General features: G+C 40.8%; 17 protein-coding genes and 1 tRNA gene. 1 reads left to right on the forward strand and 17 read right to left on the reverse strand.

The genetic code is table 11. The annotated features are described in order from the left end of the window. Positions 1 to 11 precede the first annotated feature (11 nt). The 9 genes from AC20OE_RS12105 to queG form a co-directional block, all read right to left on the reverse strand. Entirely contained in the window at positions 12 to 536 is a 525-nt protein-coding gene (locus AC20OE_RS12105) for an NAD(P)H-dependent oxidoreductase (protein WP_099663080.1), read from the reverse strand. Positions 537 to 553: 17 nt separating this feature from the next. After that, entirely contained in the window at positions 554 to 2,173 is a 1,620-nt protein-coding gene (locus AC20OE_RS12110; protein ID WP_039177398.1) for a DHA2 family efflux MFS transporter permease subunit, read from the reverse strand. 39 nt (positions 2,174 to 2,212) lie between these two features. Further along, the gene (locus AC20OE_RS12115) at positions 2,213 to 2,845 is read right to left on the reverse strand and encodes a biotin/lipoyl-containing protein (protein WP_039177397.1); all 633 of its coding nucleotides are present in this window, start codon (positions 2,843 to 2,845) and stop codon (positions 2,213 to 2,215) included. Between the two features lie 364 nt (positions 2,846 to 3,209). Further along, entirely contained in the window at positions 3,210 to 4,373 is a 1,164-nt protein-coding gene (gene yhbH / locus AC20OE_RS12120) for a sporulation protein YhbH (protein ID WP_034282299.1), read from the reverse strand. A 126-nt stretch (positions 4,374 to 4,499) separates the two neighbouring features. Next, entirely contained in the window at positions 4,500 to 6,395 is a 1,896-nt protein-coding gene (locus AC20OE_RS12125; protein WP_024425326.1) for a PrkA family serine protein kinase, read from the reverse strand. A gap of 376 nt (positions 6,396 to 6,771) precedes the next feature. Next, positions 6,772 to 7,479, reverse strand: a complete 708-nt coding sequence (locus AC20OE_RS12130) for a YrpD family protein (protein WP_039177393.1) — start codon at positions 7,477 to 7,479, stop codon at positions 6,772 to 6,774. A 171-nt stretch (positions 7,480 to 7,650) separates the two neighbouring features. Then, the gene (gene trmL / locus AC20OE_RS12135) at positions 7,651 to 8,124 is read right to left on the reverse strand and encodes a tRNA (uridine(34)/cytosine(34)/5-carboxymethylaminomethyluridine(34)-2'-O)-methyltransferase TrmL (protein WP_034282301.1); all 474 of its coding nucleotides are present in this window, start codon (positions 8,122 to 8,124) and stop codon (positions 7,651 to 7,653) included. A 43-nt stretch (positions 8,125 to 8,167) separates the two neighbouring features. Then, complete coding sequence (locus tag AC20OE_RS12140) at positions 8,168 to 9,070, reverse strand: amidase domain-containing protein (RefSeq protein WP_099663079.1); 903 nt, start codon at positions 9,068 to 9,070, stop codon at positions 8,168 to 8,170. A gap of 63 nt (positions 9,071 to 9,133) precedes the next feature. Further along, positions 9,134 to 10,282, reverse strand: coding sequence for a tRNA epoxyqueuosine(34) reductase QueG (gene queG / locus AC20OE_RS12145; protein WP_099663113.1), 1,149 nt, complete (start codon positions 10,280 to 10,282; stop codon positions 9,134 to 9,136). An 83-nt stretch (positions 10,283 to 10,365) separates the two neighbouring features. Between queG and AC20OE_RS12150 the strand changes: the two genes are divergently transcribed. Continuing rightward, complete coding sequence (locus AC20OE_RS12150) at positions 10,366 to 10,962, forward strand: hypothetical protein (RefSeq protein ID WP_224927855.1); 597 nt, start codon at positions 10,366 to 10,368, stop codon at positions 10,960 to 10,962. A gap of 98 nt (positions 10,963 to 11,060) precedes the next feature. Here AC20OE_RS12150 and AC20OE_RS12155 read toward each other — a convergent pair. The 8 genes from AC20OE_RS12155 to ssuD all read right to left on the reverse strand — a co-directional run bounded on the left by AC20OE_RS12155 (position 11,061) and on the right by ssuD (position 17,368). Further along, a tRNA-Gly gene (locus AC20OE_RS12155) sits at positions 11,061 to 11,134 on the reverse strand. Positions 11,135 to 11,261: 127 nt separating this feature from the next. Continuing rightward, a complete protein-coding gene (locus tag AC20OE_RS12160; RefSeq protein WP_099663078.1) occupies positions 11,262 to 11,918 on the reverse strand; it encodes a hypothetical protein in 657 nt (218 codons plus the stop codon). Positions 11,919 to 11,998: 80 nt separating this feature from the next. After that, the gene (locus tag AC20OE_RS12165; protein ID WP_041089539.1) at positions 11,999 to 12,280 is read right to left on the reverse strand and encodes a hypothetical protein; all 282 of its coding nucleotides are present in this window, start codon (positions 12,278 to 12,280) and stop codon (positions 11,999 to 12,001) included. Next, a complete protein-coding gene (locus AC20OE_RS12170; RefSeq protein ID WP_099663077.1) occupies positions 12,277 to 13,182 on the reverse strand; it encodes a PqqD family protein in 906 nt (301 codons plus the stop codon). The genes AC20OE_RS12165 and AC20OE_RS12170 overlap by 4 nt, the downstream gene beginning before the upstream one ends. Continuing rightward, entirely contained in the window at positions 13,166 to 14,632 is a 1,467-nt protein-coding gene (locus AC20OE_RS12175; protein WP_099663076.1) for a hypothetical protein, read from the reverse strand. Before AC20OE_RS12175 ends, AC20OE_RS12170 begins: the two co-directional genes overlap by 17 nt. Continuing rightward, on the reverse strand, positions 14,610 to 15,356 hold the full coding sequence (locus AC20OE_RS12180; protein ID WP_059377550.1) for an ABC transporter ATP-binding protein: 747 nt from the start codon (positions 15,354 to 15,356) through the stop codon (positions 14,610 to 14,612). Before AC20OE_RS12180 ends, AC20OE_RS12175 begins: the two co-directional genes overlap by 23 nt. A 115-nt stretch (positions 15,357 to 15,471) precedes the next feature. Further along, a complete protein-coding gene (locus tag AC20OE_RS12185; RefSeq protein ID WP_012009371.1) occupies positions 15,472 to 15,684 on the reverse strand; it encodes a hypothetical protein in 213 nt (70 codons plus the stop codon). Positions 15,685 to 16,225: 541 nt separating this feature from the next. Beyond that, on the reverse strand, positions 16,226 to 17,368 hold the full coding sequence (ssuD, locus tag AC20OE_RS12190) for an FMNH2-dependent alkanesulfonate monooxygenase (protein ID WP_064498226.1): 1,143 nt from the start codon (positions 17,366 to 17,368) through the stop codon (positions 16,226 to 16,228). Between the last annotated feature and the right edge of the window lie 16 nt (positions 17,369 to 17,384).

Genomic DNA, 17,384 nt, shown 5'->3' on the forward strand with positions numbered 1-17,384 from the left:
GAACCCTCTCCTTATCGCTTAAATGATGCAGTGACTGATGCTACACGTCTTCCTAGTGCTTTTCCGAGTTCAAAGCCTTCAGTCGAAATCAATTCATCAGAATCGATCGGACATGTCACACCAGCTCCATAGTAAGAGCCGTATAAAGCATTCTCAGGAACATTTCCAGGAAGGCCGACAACAAGCATTCCTTGGTGGAACATTGGGGTAATCAAATTATGCATTGTCATTTCTAAACCGCCGTGTGTTGTAGCAGTTGTACAGAAAACAGCACCGACTTTATCGATTAGTTTTCCTTCTGCCCATAAGTAGCCAAGACGGTCAATCCATGTCTTTAACCCAGAACTAATGGTACCAAAGTGACCAGGGCAGCCCCAAATGATCGCATCCATTTGATCAAGCTTGCGAATGTCTGCATCTTTCACGTGATCAATGAATACTTCAGCTTGCTCTGTTTCACCTGCGCCTGCTGCAATCGCTTCTGCAAGTGCTTTTGTATGGTCACCTTCACTATCGTATACAACATAAATTTTCATGTACGGTCCCTCCACACTTATCTTGCATCTTGGTTTGCTTCCTTAGGTGCTGGAAGCAATGATATTTCTTGTTTCTTATGCTGCTGTTCTTTTCGCTTTTTATCCTTACGAACATCTCGCAGGAACAAGCTGAGAATGACACCAGCCGCACAGAATAATGTCACCCACATGTAAGCATCATTGATACCCATCACGTTTGAATCGATCTGTGCTTTCGTAAAGAGCTGGGTGGATACATATTTTTGAGCAGCTTCTGCTGTCATGCCCATATGATGCATCACATTCGATACAGCCGCCTGGAATGAATTCATAAAGAGCGGGTCGGCTGTATTTGTTTGATCCGCCATATTGGAATAATGGAATGTCGTCCGATTCGTATAAATCGTTGTGATCAAACTCGTACCGATGGAACCGCTAATTTGTCTCAATGTATTAGACATCGCTGTACCATGGCTGTTTAAGTGCTGTGGTAATTGGTTCATCCCTGCTGTCATAACCGGCATCATAAGAAGTGACATACCAAATGCACGTACTGCATACATGAGCACAATGTGACTATAAGAAGTATCAATGGTCAGCTTTGTAAACTCATATGTCGTGACAACGGTAATGAGCATCCCCACAATCGCAAGCGGACGAGGTCCAAATTTATCAAACAAGATCCCTGAAATCGGGGACATAATGAGCATCGCAAGTGCCCCTGGAAGCATTAATAGCCCAGATTGCAATGCCGTAAACCCAACGAGGTTTTGCAGATAAATCGGAAGTAAGAACATCCCTGTATATAAGGCAACCGTAATAATGATGTTAATAACACTTGATAATGAGAAAATGCTGTATTTAAATACGCGGAAATCAAGCATCGGATTATCAACTTTCAACTGTTGGAAAATAAAGAGAATAATCGCAATCGCACCAATAATAATCGTAGATAAGACGATCGGATCTGTCCAACCATCACTTCCTGCTTCACTCACTCCGTAAAGAAGGGAAGCAAAACCAACGATTGAAAGAATCGCACCAAGACTGTCCAGCTTGATTTTTTTAGGCTCTACAATATTTTTAAACATAAAGAAAGCCGCGATAATGACAATCGCACCGATTGGCACAAGTCCGTAAAACATAATACGCCAAGAATAATGTTCAATAATGTAGCCAGATAATGTTGGTCCTACTGCAGGAGCAAACATCATCGCAAGACCGAAAATCCCCATTCCTTTCCCTCTGTTTTCCGGAGGGAAAATAAAAAGGATTGTTGTCATGACGAGCGGCTGTAAAATACCGCCGCCGACAGCCTGAATCAAACGGCCGATGAGCATGGTTGAAAAGTTTGGCGCAATACCGCAAATAAATGTACCTAGTGTAAATGAGATCATGGCCACTAGGAATAAGCTACGCTGTCCAAAACGTGTGATTAAAAACGCAGACAACGGAATCAGCACACCGTTGACAAGCATGTAGCCTGTTGTCAGCCACTGAATCGTCGTTGCACTCACATTAAATTCTGTCATTAAATGGGGCATAGCTACGTTCAAAAGCGTTTGGTTTAAAATCGCTACGAACAAACCGGCCATTAAAATGATCAGTAAAGACAAGGAGCCTGCTCCCTGTTTTGTCGCTGCAGGTTGATTTGCCATCTCAGACAACCTCCTTTCATTTTTTGATATCAATCATCATTAAGATGAAATTTTGACAGAAGCATTCATACCTGGAAGTACTTTGTCTGATGGATTTTTAATTGAAATTTTCACTGCTACTTTTTGCGTTACTTTTGTATAGTTACCACTTGAATTTGTTGCTGGCAGCATATTGAATGTTGAGTTTGTCGCATAACCAATTTGTTCAACAGTTCCTTCAAATGTTGTATCAGGATCTCCATCTACAACGATGTCGACTTTATCGCCTTTTTCAATGTTTTTAATATCTGTTTCTTTAATATTTGCTGTGATGTAAAGCTTGCTTAAATCGATTGTTTCACCAAGAACTGTACCAGGCTGCACTTGTTGGTTGTTTTGGATTTCTTTTTTGACTAATGTGCCATCAGCCACTGCTTTAATGTTTGTTTTTGTTTGTCCTTCAACTTTTGCAACTGTGCTGTCTTTTTCCACTTCGTCACCTTCGTTGATATCCCAGCCTTTGATTTGTCCAGCTGCTGGTGCTGTGATTTGATACATGTCACCTGTCACTTTAGCCTCATCTGTTTTGACAAAGTTTGTGCTTTCGTAGTAGTAATAAGCACCTCCGGCAATAATGGCAAGAATTACAATAAGGCCAATAATGTTCGTTAGCAATAAACGCCCTCTGTTCATGTTTTGTTTCTCCTTTCATGTATAAAAATATAGTGTCATCTGCTTTAGCAAACTTAGAATGCCCATCATCTGACAGAATATGAAACAAGCTCAACAATCTGTCTTTTTCCCTTGATCTACCCCCGCCCGAAACATGGTGTGCAGCCCATTTATATTTATTGTTCAATTATGAGCAAGGAGCAGAAAAAGAAGAAAAGACGATCGGCATCTTTTTTGAAAAACTTATATTTAACAAGATTAAATATTAATAAATGAAAATTGAAATGTCAAAGAGAAAGTTTTACTTTTTTTCTGGTGATCCCTTCCTTCTCCACACAAAAAACCTTTCAGCCCTTATGCTGAAAGGTTTTTTCAAATGTGCTCGTTATGAATGAACTTCTTCCTGCTGAAAAAATTTTTTTAGTGCGAGAAAAACGTCTGATTTTTGCTTCAGAATATAATGCTTAAATTTCTCATCCTGAATATGCTTGTATGCTGACATTAACGTAGAATGCCGGTTGTATTGATTCACTTCACCATAGCAAAATAAATTGGCTTTTTTCATGATCTCAGAAACAAGTTTCACACACCGGGCGTTATCTGATGTCAAATTGTCACCATCAGAAAAATGAAAAGGATAAATATTATACCGCGACGGCGGGTATCGTTCGTCTATGAGCTCTAGTGCCTTTCGATAGACAGACGAGCAAATGGTCCCCCCGCTCTCACCCCGCGAGAAGAAATGTTCTTCGTCTACCACCTTCGCCTCTGTATGGTGAGCAATGAATTCAATATCAACTGTCTCATACTTTGTCCGTAAGAAACGTGTCATCCAAAAGAAAAAACTTCTCGCCATATATTTTTCCCAAAGACCCATACTTCCGCTCGTATCCATCATCGCCAAAACGACGGCTTTCGACTCTGGTTTGGTCACTTCATTCCACGTTTTATACTTGATATCCTCCGGGTAGATGGGATAAAAGGAAGGACTGCCTGTCATCGCATTTCGTTTAAATGCCGACAGCATCGTTCGTTTTTTGTGGATATTTCCTGTTAACCCGGTTTTGCGAATATCATTAAACTCAATTTGTTCGACAATGATGTCGTCAAGCTCCTTTTGCTTGAGGTTTGGCAGCTCCAGTTCACGAAACAGTGCTTCCTCGAGATCCATTAATGAGACTTCTGCTTCGTAATAATCCTCACCAGCTTGATCTCCAGCGCCCTGCCCCTTTCCTTGACCCTGCTTACTGTCTGAGCCGTCACGCGCAACAACATCGCCAACCTCGCTGTCTCCATCCCCTTGACCCACATGCTTATTTTTGTCGTAGTTATACCGAATTTTATATTCATCTAATGAACGAATCGGAATTTTAACAACATCTTTTCCATTCGACATGATGATGCTTTCTTCTGTGACAAGATCCGGCAAATTGTTTTTAATCGCCTCTTTGACTTTTTTCTGATGACGCTGCTGGTCGTCATAACCTTTTCGATGGAGGGACCAGTCTTCCTGAGACACAATAAACTGACTTTTTTCTTGCCGGGACATCCATCCCCCTCCTCACCTTTTTCCACAATTCTTCCTTTATCCTATGCTGCTCGTCATCCAAGTTGACGATCATTTCTAAAAAAGACATTACCGGTGCTGATGCGCCAATAATGCCTCCTTCATTTATTAACGATTCAGAAGACTGCCTACATATTTTAAAAGTTCATTTGCACTTGTTGAATTATAGCCATGCTCATCAATCAATCTAGCCACTACTTCGTTGACCTTCTTCAGCTGCTGTTCATCCGGTGTCTTCGTCGATGTCGTAATTTTCACCACATCTTTTAGATCGGCAAACAACTTCTTCTGAATGGCCTCTCGCAATCTCTCATGAGAATTATAATCAAAGCGTTTTCCCTTTCTCGCATAAGCCGAAATACGAATCAGAATTTCTTCTCTAAATGCTTTTTTGGCGTTTTCAGAAATGCCAATCTGCTCCTCAATTGAACGCATGAGCTTTTCATCAGGATTCATTTCTTCACCCGTTAACGGATCACGCAGCTTGTTTTTATTGCAATAAGCCTCAACATTATCCAAGTAATTATCCATCAGCGTTTTCGCAGACTCCTCATAGGAATACACAAATGCCTTTTGCACTTCCTTCTTCGCAATATCATCATACTCTTTTCGCGCGACTGAGATGAAATTCAAATAACGTTCCCGGTCCTCGCTGGAGATAGATGGATGCTGATCAAGCCCTTCTTTTAAGGAGCGCAGGACATCCAGTGCATTGATCGATTCCATATTCTTTCGAATGATGGTAGATGAAATTCGGTTGATTACATAACGCGGGTCAATTCCGCTCATCCCTTCATCATGAAATTCCTTTTTCATCTCATCAATGTCGACTGACTGGAAGCCTTCGACACTTTCTCCGTCATACAGACGCATTTTTTTCACCAAATCAATATCAGAACGCTTCGGCTCTTTCAATCTCGTCAAAATGGAGAACATTGCTGCTACCTTCAGCGTATGCGGGGCAATATGCACATCTGAGACATCACTTTCTGAAATCATTTTATGATAAATGCGTTCTTCTTCTGTGACCTTTAAATTATAAGGAATTGGCATCACAATAATTCTTGAATGCAAAGCCTCATTCTTTTTATTTGAAATAAATGACCGGTACTCGGTTTCATTCGTATGGGCGACGATCAATTCATCTGCACTAATCAAGGCAAATCTCCCTGCCTTAAAATTTCCTTCCTGCGTTAATGACAAGAGGTGCCATAGAAATTTCTCATCACACTTTAACATCTCCTGAAACTCCATCATCCCTCGGTTTGCTTTATTGAGTTCTCCATCAAAGCGGTACGCACGGGGATCTGACTCTGATCCAAATTCGGCAATGGTTGAAAAATCGATGCTTCCTGTTAAATCGGCAATGTCCTGAGATTTCGGATCAGACGGACTAAAGGTACCAATGCCGGTCCGTTTATCCTCTGAGAAAAAGATCCGCTCGACCCTTACATCCTCAATTCTGCCGCCATATTCCTCTTCCAGTCTCATCATGTTCAGAGGCGACAAATTCCCCTGCACACGAATCCCATATTCTCTATAGAAATCCTCCCGCAAATTTTGCGGAATAAGATGAAGCGGATCTTCATGCATAGGGCAGCCTTTGATCGCATAAACTGCGCCATGATCTGTCAGTGAATATTCTTCAAGTCCTCTTTTCAATCTAGTGACAAGCGTCGATTTCCCTCCGCTTACTGGTCCCATCAGTAATAAAATACGCTTCCTGACATCCAGCCGCTTTGCGGCAGGGTGAAAATATTCCTCCACTAATCTTTCGAGTGATTCCTCTAACCCAAACAGCTCCTGATCAAAAAATTTGTAGGTTCTGACCCCATTCTCCTCTTCAATCCCGCTGTCTTTAATCATATGATAAACGCGAGAATGAGCAGATTGAGCGACAAGTGGATTTTCCTTAATAATGTCTAAATAATCGCTGAATGTGCCTTCCCATTTGAGACGCTGCTCTTCTTCTCTGTGCTGTTCGATTTTCTTTAAAATATCCATATGAACCTCCTCTTTCAAGATTGAAGCTAGAAATCAGATACTGTTTTACAATCTATGCGGAGGCGTCCTATTACATGCTTTCGTTCTTCAAAATGACGAATTGGCAAACTGAATTGACAACCATCCGCAAGACCCTTCATAATAAAGGAAAAATAGGAGAAAAATGATTTTCTTCTCCTGCTTTTCAAGGTGAACTTCACATCATATGAAACAGGCAGCGAACGGAACAAAGGGATAAGGGGGAGCTTATATGAGAACGGTCATTATGATGGGCGTCATCATTACGTTTTTAGTATCCATTTTCACTGCTGGCTACGAAGGCAAGCCTGGGAAATGAAAAAAAGGATGTTCCATTTGCGGAACATCCTTTTTTCATTTAGTTCGTTGTTTTCAGCACTTGCATATTCACTGTATTCCCTGACACCTGAACCTTCGTAAAGTCTTGCGTATCGACCACAGGTGTGACGGCACGATTATCTAATGTGATGTCAGTAAAACGAGTAGAGAAGTTCGCACGGATGTCTTTTCGATAAATATCGTCAGTTACTGCTACCGTCGACAGTAGTTTCCACTTAGTCACAGCGCCAATGTTTGAGTTTTGAATTTCTGTAATAATGCGGCCGGTATAGCCAACATTATTTGTACCCCAGAACGTCGCTCTAGTATGCCCATTCAAATTTTTATAAATCGTCATTTGAACAGTACTTCCAGGTTTAAATCCCTTTGTATACGTAAAGTCATTTTTCCCTTCGATATATGTCTCTTGATTATTTGCTCCTACTTTCATCGTAGGTTTCCACACATTATAGGTTGGACTGTATTGAAGCCCAATATCCGCTTCCTTTGAACCTGTGAATCCAGAATAAATATAAGCTGTACCATTTGACACACTCATTGCGGGAGGGAGCTGAATTTTTGTGACCAATATGGATCCGTTACTATTGATATAAGTGCGCCCGCCAATCCCTTTTGATAGCTGCGCTGCTTCTATCTCCTGCGTCTGAGAGAGTCCTGGAATACTGACTGGAATCGTCCCCATTAAAATTGCTGAGCTGATGGCACTAGTGATCAGTAGCTTTTTCATCTCATTACTCCTCCTAATGGATTCATCATTTTTTAAAAACGTCATCACAATCTATCATACTACCTATTTTTTAACATGTCAAAAAAGTATAATTAAGTCATATTTTTCATCTGTCTGTATCTTATCTCACATAAAAAAGCCGAGATCAGTATCTCGGCTCTTATCATGATCTTATATGAGATCGCGATATTGCTGCTGGCGAAGTGCCTCATATACAAGAATGGCTGCCGTATTCGACAGATTCAGAGAACGAACATGCTCTGTCATCGGTAAACGAAGACAACGGTCCATATTCTGTTCAATCAAATCTTTTGGCAATCCACTTGTCTCTCTGCCAAAGACGAAGAAATAGTCTTCATCCAGCTGAGAGTAATCAAATGTCGTATGCGGCTTTTGGCCAAATTTTGTGATATAGAAAAATTGCCCCTTCGGATGAGCCTCAAACAATTCATCAAGTGAATCATGATAGACCACATTGGCATATTTCCAATAATCGAGTCCTGCACGCTTCAGCATTTTGTCATCTGTCGAAAAACCAAGCGGACGAATCAGATGAAGGGTTGTATTTGTTGCTGCACATGTACGCGCAATATTTCCAGTATTAGCTGGAATTTCTGGTTGATATAAAACGACATGAAGTCCCAAAAAAGTTCACCTCTAATTTTCTTTTCCGCTCAACATTATACCACTAACTACCTTTCGCGGCATCGTCCAAAATGTGAAAAAACATATATCGAATAGCAGGTGTATAGGCGGTCGAATCCTCGTATGACCAATAACGCATGCGGCAGTCATACGTCTGTGCATTCACAAGAGGCATTCCGCCTTTGTCATGATCAACAACAATGGTTGTATGATTATACCTTCCATCACCTTCAAAATCGTAGCAAATGACATCTCCAATTTGAAGCTCGCGTGGTTCTTTGAGTTTCTTTGCTCTCAAACCCGCTTTCGAATTCGCTAAATAATTTTTCATCGCATGAGCCACCGTCCAGCTATAGCTCCACGTATGCGGACGCACCCACCAGCCAGACCCGCGGTTCGGATATCCTCTTGTTGGCGCATTCCCTGCTTTCAAACATTGTGAAATAAAATTTGTACAGTTATCTTCAAAATTTTTATAGGCTGGATTCCGCTTATTCCAGTAAGTCTCCGCATACTGCACGGCTGCCCGCCGGTCATAGTGAAAAGCTCTACCGAATTGTTCTTCGGTCTGAAAGCGCTCATCCATAAGCTCTTCCCCTTGCCGCTCTTCTAGCATCATCCGATCTTTGACAAGCATGTCGTTATAAAGAAATGCTTCTCTTTTTTCCACCTGTTCCTCTAAATAAAAAGAATCGTCTACATCCTTGCAGACATATGTGAGATGAGCAAGGTACTGCACATGCTGAGCTCCATCATCTTGAATGGCTGAATCGAGAAGTTTTGTTTTTGCTTTCGCCTTCACAATTTCAACCTGTCTTCTAGCAAAAAGCTCTTTTTTCCGCTCTACTGCTTCCACATCAGACATAAGCTGCGGCTGCTTGATTGCACGGTCATTGATTAAATACGCCAGCCTGTCTTCTAAAGTTTTCTCTAATAATTGTTTCACACACAGACACCACCAAACATTTTTTAAAATCTCTGTTTGGTTCATTCTATGTTCACAGGGATGTTATTTAGTATTTAAAGGTGTCTGCAGGAGCTCAATCCCTTTCACAATCTCCGCTTTCGCTTCTTCATCACTTTCCCGCTCAAGAGCCTTTTCCAGCTCTGGGAGCTGCTGATCATCGCCAATTTTCCCAATTGCCCAAGCAGCTGTTCCCCGAATGACCGGTCTTGGGTCCTTGTGCATCAGCTCAATTAACACTGGTAAGGCAGATGTATCTTTAAAATGAGCGAGTGCCAAAATTGCATTCCGCTGAATGGGCTTTTTCCCCCGCCATGAACCTGAAACATGACCGTATTTTTCCTTAAACTCACGATTGCTGATCGTCAGAAGCGGCTTTAACAGCGGCTTTGCAATTTCAGGATCCGGTTCCATTTCAGGATGCAGATGAAAATCTTTTCCTTTATTGATCGGGCAGACAGTTTGACACGTATCACACCCGTACAATCGATTTCCTATTTTCGAACGAAATTCGTCAGGTAAAAACCCTTTTGTCTGCGTTAAAAATGAAATGCACCGCTGAGAATTCAGCTGTCCAGGATTCACAAGCGCACCTGTTGGACACGAATCCACACATTTATTGCATGTTCCGCACTGGTCTTCAATTTTCTCATCCGGCTCAAACGGGACATTTGTGATCATTTCAGCCAAATACACATAAGATCCAAACTCTGGCGTGATAATCATACAGTTCTTTGCACTAAAACCAATGCCAGCACGTTCTGCTACAGCACGATCAGACAATTCTCCTGTATCCACCATTGATTTTGTCCGTATATCGACATGCTTGCTCCGCAAAAATTCTTCGAGCATATCAAGCTTTTCTTTCAGCACGACATGATAATCTGTTCCCCATGAAGCCCGGCAAAAGATCCCCCTTCTCGCATCCTTTGTACTTCGTGGAGCATCTTTCATTTTGGAAGGGTACGCGAGCGCTATCGCAACAATTGATTTGGCCTTCGGAAGCAGCAAAGAAGGGTTTGTTCGTTTTTCAATATCAGGCTCTTCAAAACCTGACAAATACCCTAACGATTCATGTAAGATGAGGCGGTCCTTTAATGAATCAAATGTATCGGCACTTGCAAATCGAATTTTATCGACACCAATTTCTTTCGCATATTGAATCAATTCTTCTTTTAATTCTCCAACATGAATCACCTTGCAAACCTCCTTTCTTTGTTTCTTCTGTTGTTTTCAGTATAATACGAGTGTATCATGACCGATTGGAGTGAGTCACTGTGAAGATACATATGGAAATTTCTCATCCTCAAAACCCGTCTATCCATGTTGGGCAGATTGAATATTCGCATATTGAAGTTGGCACATCACCTCAAATGTTAAAAGGCCGCTTACGCCTGTTTCAAGAATCTTTATTTTTTGAATACGAAGATAAAGTCTTAGAAGAAGTACCAGCCATCAAAGAATGGACGGATCTTTTAAAAGATGTTCCTTTCCTTTCACTTCTTTCTGATATCCAAAAGGAACAATTTATTGACTCGACCAATTCCGTACAGGATTTGTCGATATTTTTCTCACTAAAATATTTCTTACCCATCCTGACATTAGATGCCGATCGCATCAAAGGACCGCTTTCACTGACAAAACATGAGGCTGGTCACATCGAATGGCAGGACGGCGCAGGACTGAATGGATTATTTTCTCAAGCAAGTACAGCACATATTTCTCCAGACACAAAGAACATTCTTCAAATCATCCTTTTCCCTCCATCTATTTCCCGGGAAAAGAGTGAAGCTCTTATTCAATCCTTGACGAAGATGTTTGTACAAATACATGGCGGAGAAAGCAAATATGAACTCATTGAAAAAGCACTGTAGCCTGACAGTGCTTTTTCACATTATACTGACATAATAAAAAACGCAACACTTCGTTTATCTATGAAACGAAATACTGCGTTATAAACAAAATTATGTATTGGAGCGGGTGATGAGAATCGAACTCACGACATCAGCTTGGAAGGCTGAGGTTTTACCACTAAACTACACCCGCATCAATTTTTTAAAAGCAACGTCATCGCGTTGACTTTTATTATGTTACAACTTTCTTAACAATTCGTCAAGAGAATATGAAGATTTTTCGTCAAAAAAATTCATATTCTCCGTATATATTACGATAGTTATTTATCTAGCTGGATATAAAATAAGTATGCATGTGACTTATTTTTCAGCGCTTGCTTTGGATTCTTCTCAATCTCTTCAAATATAGTTGAACCCCCGTCTTTCCCCATCGCCGCTGTATACGCAATCAGAGCCTTTTCTCCAGAAGCAACTTTGATAGTTTCAGGTTGTGCAGAAAATACATAGTCACTTACTTTGAACGGAAAGCTTGATGTCGCTTTCGTCATCCCATCATTCTTTTTATCTGACCAAATACTAAATTGTGATTCATATGTATCTTTCTCATGATGTAATTGAAGAAGCACATTCACCGTTTGGTCGGTTCCATTCTGGTGTAAAGTAAAGGTAGCAGATGATGCTTCCTTATTCACTAATCGGCCATTTTTGTAATGGCTCCCGATAAACGTAATACTCTTGTTCTTCTTCGTTAATCCTTTCAGTGTCAGAGCCACCTTTTCATTAGTCGTTGCTGCTTCTAGTAAGTTTTTTTCTTTTTTTGAGAGTTTCATTTGTTCGATGGTTACTTGTTTTTTAGTAGCAGGCTCTGTTTTTATTGTCGAAACCGTCTTTTCGGTTGTCGTTGTTTCCGCAGCCTTCTCGCCGCATCCTGCTAATAGAAAAACTGTGAATAAAAGAATGCTCCATTTTTTAAACATTGTGATCCCCTTTGATGTTTTTTATTTCTTATTATACTAAAATTTGGTTTGTCATACAAAAAAAGATTAGGAGAATTCTCCTAACCTTTCGCTCTTTTCTGCTTTATTGCTGATAGGCATGCCACAATGAGAAAACTCGCAGCAAAAATCACAATCATATAAATAAAAAAGTTTGGCTTGATCTGAAAAGTAAATGCGGACGAGCCTTCCATTTCAAAAGCGAGACTGTTAAATAATAAAGCATCATTCGTTTTTGATTGAAATAAATGATAGAACAATACGCCGATTGTCAGCATCGGAAAGCCTAAGAACCCTAGAAAACCACCAACTATTGCGCCTTGTTTCATCGCCTGTACGTTCATGATCGTTGTCCTCCCATTCCCCCAAGCAATAGCTGCTTCATAATGGATTTACCATCCCCCATAAACGGAAGAAGATAGAGTAATTGAATAAAATACGAGATTGAAAAAATGAAAAAACCTGTCGAAACCGGATTTTCTTTTAGAAATAAAATGGTCACTATGATGCCTGCTGCGCCAATCACACCGGGAACGAGCGGTCCAAGCAGCGTAATCCATACCTGCTTTTTCTGAAACGGATCTAATACGGGTCTTACAAACTTCACTGACATCATATCACTCGCAAAAAAGCCTTGAGGACCATCTCGCCCTGCAAATTTCCGATGCGCATAGCCATGTGCCGCCTCATGTAAGGCAGTTCCGGTAATTAACCCGAAATAAATAATCGTAAAATAAATCGCAATGGCTGCAATCGATGGATCAGGAATGAATAAAAAAGCGAGCCCTGCCATGACCATGAAAAGCATCCAGAAAAAGATGATTTTACGCGTCACCATGAGCAAAGCCGTTCCAAAAATGTGAAGGAACGAGTGACCAGTACAATCAAATCGTTCCTTCATTTTGACTTGATACTGCTTGAAAAATTGACAGCAGGCTGTCACAATCCGATACGGTGAATGATAATGAATGGACAGCAAGTGATGCTGATTCAATCCCGTCATCAGCTGATAAAAGTCACGAGCAATCACCGACTCATCGACCTGAAATAAATCGGCGAGCTCTGCTGTAATACTCGCTTCTGTCCTTTTACCGTCCACTTTCGTTAACATATGATAGGCACTTTCATTGATCGGGAGTGTGCTTCCATACTGCGTATCCGTGAGATGCCTCTTTTGTAAGGTCACATACGGAGCTAGTTCCGGTACCCGCTCAATCTTTAGTTTATTGTTAAGAAGTTGAATCATGTGAATACCTCCATGAAAAACCTTTGTATATGGCAAAGATGAGCAGACCCTCAAATGCAGCGACAAGCAGCCATTGAAGCGTTTGACTCGATGCCCCTATGACATAGTTTCCAATAAAAACAATCGGAATCATGAGTAAAATAAGCGCTCCAAATGAAAATATGCCTGTGTAGGGATTGTTTCGATCAAGAGGAAGTAAAATACCTACTATATAAAAGAGCGCAGTGGCATTGCATAAGACAGCGGCACCAATCAACGCGTGCCAAAATTGATCAGGAAGCGTCAGCGTTGTCAGCATGAATAAAACAATTTGCAGTACACCAACAAGCAGAAGGCCGATAAACTTATACAAAGCCACTTCCCATGATCTCAGGCCAAATGTTTTATACATCCCCAGCATTCGTTTATCATTGCCAAACGAATTGAAGGCTGTTAATCCAGCAAGAGCACATAGAACAAAAAACGCTTCTTGTTCAAAGCGGAATCCAAATTGATAACGAACGAATAAGATCACAATGAGAAGAATAAGAAAGTTTAAAATGTTTTCTTCATTCCGTACCTGTGACTTCATTTCCTTCACAATAAGTGACCACTTTTTTGAAGAAGAGAATGGCAGCTTGTGTAAAAAGGTTAACGCTTTTTTCTCTGCCATAATCGGCATCATCGCAAGAGAAAGAAATGCGCCGCCTGCCGATAAAAGGATGAACAGAATCAAGATGGCATAATTCACCCCTTCAGGAGACATTCCTTGTGCCGCTAAGAAAAACGGTGCTGTAAAATACATCAAATGATAATCAAACTGTAGATATGATTGCTGAATTTGGCTAATATCAAAATGCGTCAATCCATACGCAACAACGAGTGCCAATAAAACAAATATCGCTGCAAATTTTTGCAACGGTAATTTTAATTTCAAAACGAGTAAATAAGTGATATTGTAAATAAACTGCAGGAGCATTAAGACAAAGAGCGACTGCAAAAGCACCATCAAAAAGAAAGTAAAGATAAAGAAAATACCTATTCCCTGGGCAATAAAATTAGGTAAAAGCAGAATACCGATAAAAAATAAAACAAGTCCTGTCACCACTGTCACCATCGGAATGAAGTATCCAAAACTTTTCTGAAAGGTAGAGAGCGGAAACCAGCTGAGCTGCATAGAAAACCGGTCTTGTTCAGGTGTTCTGACCTTGATCAAAACGAATAACAAGCTTGTAAAAATAGAAGCATTGATTGCCATTGAGACAACGAGTAATCCAAGTGACCGTTCATCTCCATTTAAGAAAGCCTTCATAAAGACACCTGTAAAGCTATATCCGATAATGGCCCCCATTGTGACGGCAAACAAAAAGAATAAGACCACAATGATCCGCTTCGTTTGAGAATCAAAGAGCTTATACATCTCCTGCTGCCACATTTTAAGCATCATTTTAGAAATGATTAATGATTTCATCAAAATGTGCACCCCTATCACTTAACATTGAAGCTTTCAGAAACACCTGTTCCAGTGTGCTTGATTGATACTTCTCCTTTAAGGCTGAGACTGTTCCTTCATCCATTTTATTTCCCTTAGAAATAATGGCGATTTTCTGGCACAGCTCTTCCGCTGAAAGCATATCATGCGTTGAAAGCAAGATTGCACCATGATGCTCGGCATACCGCTTCATCAGTTTCTTTGTGTTTATAACCGCTTCAATATCAAGTCCTCTAAAGGGCTCATCCATGATCACCAATTGACTATCAAGCATAAATGCAGCAATCAGCTGTGTCTTTTTTTTCATCCCATGTGAATAGGTTTCGATCGGTCTTGATAAAGCCGAGTCCATATCAAACAGTTCAATTAGTTGATTTCTTCTGTGAATTGTTTTACATTCATACATAGAAGAAACAAACTCTAAATATTCAGCACCAGTCAATGCTTCAGGGAGCAGCAGGTCATCTGGAACATAGGCTACTTGTTTTTTAAAGGATGGTTCATCATTAGTGACGCCCTGCAAATGAATTTTTCCTTCTGTATGCTTAATGATGCCAAGTATACAGTTAATCATCGTTGTTTTACCCGAACCATTCGGTCCAGCAACAGCAACGATTTGATGAGGGTCGATCTTTAAATGAAAATCATTGACAGCAGTCACGTTATTTTTATACGTTTTGGTTAAATTCTCGATCGTAAACATATAACCTCCAAGTGTCTGCATATTCTTTAAAAACAGATCAGGCTAAACCGCCCGCCACAGACGGTTTAGCCCTGGTGTCTTATCTAAGAAGTAAAAAGATGAATCCTAAGTATAGCTACTTACATTCAATTTGGACTTTTAAGCCACTTTCCCACTGAACGGCTCCTGTAAAGCTACCCTTGCCGTTTGCGATACACCAAACTGCTGCTCCTAGAACGACTGTTGCTCCCAATCCAAGAAGGACAGCAACAAATACTAAGAACCAAGCTTGGTCCATAATAGCAGGTTCCATAGTGGAATAGTCAACTTGCGGCGCTGCATAAGTCATACTTTTCACCTCCCAGCTTATGATGATCGTATCATAGGCGTCACACGCCAAACATCTACAGAACATCCCATTTTTGACCGAACATACATTTGATTAAAATGTGACTTTTTATTCAATTATTCACCTTCATCTGTTTAAACCCTCTCTTATTTACTAGATTTTAACACCTCTTAAGAACCACAAAACCCATTTAATGTCATTTGCACCATCTTTTTTCTTCTCTTTTTCAAATAGTCCATATTTATCATCTATCATTTTTATTCTTTCTTTTTTGTGAGATAGAAAGAATTCCCCCGATATATCAGATATAAAAGTCCTGATTATATGTCGCAATAACATCAATTATGAAATATTTACTGATCATTCCGATAAAAGAGTGAGTATATTTTCCTTCTTCTCTTGACTCTGAAAATATGTATATACAAGAAAATCGATTGGGAAAAAAGCCCTTACCTTGTTCAGCAGTACACAACATATGACTCGCTCCTATTCTATGAAAAAAAGCAAAGCAGCCATCGCAGACTGCTTTGCTTTTTCATATTTATGAGGAACTAGCAGCAGAGGCTGCATCTGGAAAATGATTGTTCCCAATGATTTCACCAGCTGGCACAGAGAGTCCTGTATCCCCCGATCTCTTGAATGGAAGGAGCGGGAAAACAAGCTCTGCTAAATAATAAGCTTCTTCTAGGTGCGGGTAACCAGAAAATATAAATGTATCAATGCCTAGAGACTGGTATTCTATGATACGATCTGCTACTGTTTGCGGATCTCCGACGAGTGCTGTTCCTGCACCGCCGCGTACTAAGCCAATGCCTGCCCAAAGATTTGGGCTGATTTCAAGTTTGTCTTTCCTCCCTTGATGCAATTCCACCATTCGTCTTTGACCTACTGAGTCCATCCCCTGTAAAACTTTTTGCGCCTCCTCAATTGTTTTCTGATCTAAATGACGAATCAGATGTTCCGCTGCCTGCCATGCCTCCTCTTCGGTATCTCTCACGATCACATGAAGACGAATGCCAAACTTCACCGTTCTTCCTTCCTTTTCAGCCTGTTTCTTCACTTGTGCAATTTTCTCTTTTACTTGTGCAGGCGGTTCGCCCCAAGTTAAATAGACATCTGTATGCTTGGCAGCCGCTTGAATTCCTGCTGATGATGATCCGCCAAAAAAGACTGGTGGATGGGGGGTTTGAGCTGGTGGGAATAACAGCCGGCCATTTTCCGCTTGTAGATGTTTGCCATGAAATTGAACATTTTCTCCTTTCAATAACCGCTTCCAAATCGTCAAAAACTCTTCTGTTGCCTCATAGCGTTCATCATGAGAAATGAACAGTCCATCTCCTTCAAGCTCCTCTTTACTTCCCCCTGCTACCACATTAATCAGCAGCCTTCCGCCTGAAAGACGATCTAATGTAGACGTCATTCTAGCAGCAACAGACGGCTGCATAAGCCCTGGTCTAAGAGCCACGAGAAACTTTAAATGAGTGGTTTCAGCAGCTAAAGCAGCTGCCGTCAGCCATGGATCTTCACATGATCTCCCAGTCGGCAGCAAGACCCCTGTATAACCAAGCTGATCAGCTGCTTGAGCAATCTGTTTAAAATATGGATAGTCTGCCTGTCTTGCCCCTTTTGCTGATCCTAAATAACGGCCGTCTCCATGTGTTGGAATAAACCATAAAATATTCATGACATCGCCCCCTGTT

Source organism: Bacillus sp. SRI_025 (genome assembly GCF_057592095.1).

Coding starts and splice junctions, on each gene's coding strand:
- AC20OE_RS12185 (WP_012009371.1), bottom strand. CDS start 15,684: ATGACTTATGCAGCGCCGCAAGTTGACTATTCCACTATGGAACCTGCT.
- AC20OE_RS12105 (WP_099663080.1), bottom strand. CDS start 536: ATGAAAATTTATGTTGTATACGATAGTGAAGGTGACCATACAAAAGCA.
- AC20OE_RS12115 (WP_039177397.1), bottom strand. CDS start 2,845: ATGAACAGAGGGCGTTTATTGCTAACGAACATTATTGGCCTTATTGTA.
- AC20OE_RS12130 (WP_039177393.1), bottom strand. CDS start 7,479: ATGAAAAAGCTACTGATCACTAGTGCCATCAGCTCAGCAATTTTAATG.
- ssuD (WP_064498226.1), bottom strand. CDS start 17,368: ATGAATATTTTATGGTTTATTCCAACACATGGAGACGGCCGTTATTTA.
- AC20OE_RS12125 (WP_024425326.1), bottom strand. CDS start 6,395: ATGGATATTTTAAAGAAAATCGAACAGCACAGAGAAGAAGAGCAGCGT.
- AC20OE_RS12180 (WP_059377550.1), bottom strand. CDS start 15,356: ATGTTTACGATCGAGAATTTAACCAAAACGTATAAAAATAACGTGACT.
- AC20OE_RS12175 (WP_099663076.1), bottom strand. CDS start 14,632: ATGAAATCATTAATCATTTCTAAAATGATGCTTAAAATGTGGCAGCAG.
- AC20OE_RS12165 (WP_041089539.1), bottom strand. CDS start 12,280: ATGAACGTACAGGCGATGAAACAAGGCGCAATAGTTGGTGGTTTTCTA.
- yhbH (WP_034282299.1), bottom strand. CDS start 4,373: ATGTCCCGGCAAGAAAAAAGTCAGTTTATTGTGTCTCAGGAAGACTGG.
- AC20OE_RS12160 (WP_099663078.1), bottom strand. CDS start 11,918: ATGTTTAAAAAATGGAGCATTCTTTTATTCACAGTTTTTCTATTAGCA.
- AC20OE_RS12110 (WP_039177398.1), bottom strand. CDS start 2,173: ATGGCAAATCAACCTGCAGCGACAAAACAGGGAGCAGGCTCCTTGTCT.
- AC20OE_RS12170 (WP_099663077.1), bottom strand. CDS start 13,182: ATGATTCAACTTCTTAACAATAAACTAAAGATTGAGCGGGTACCGGAA.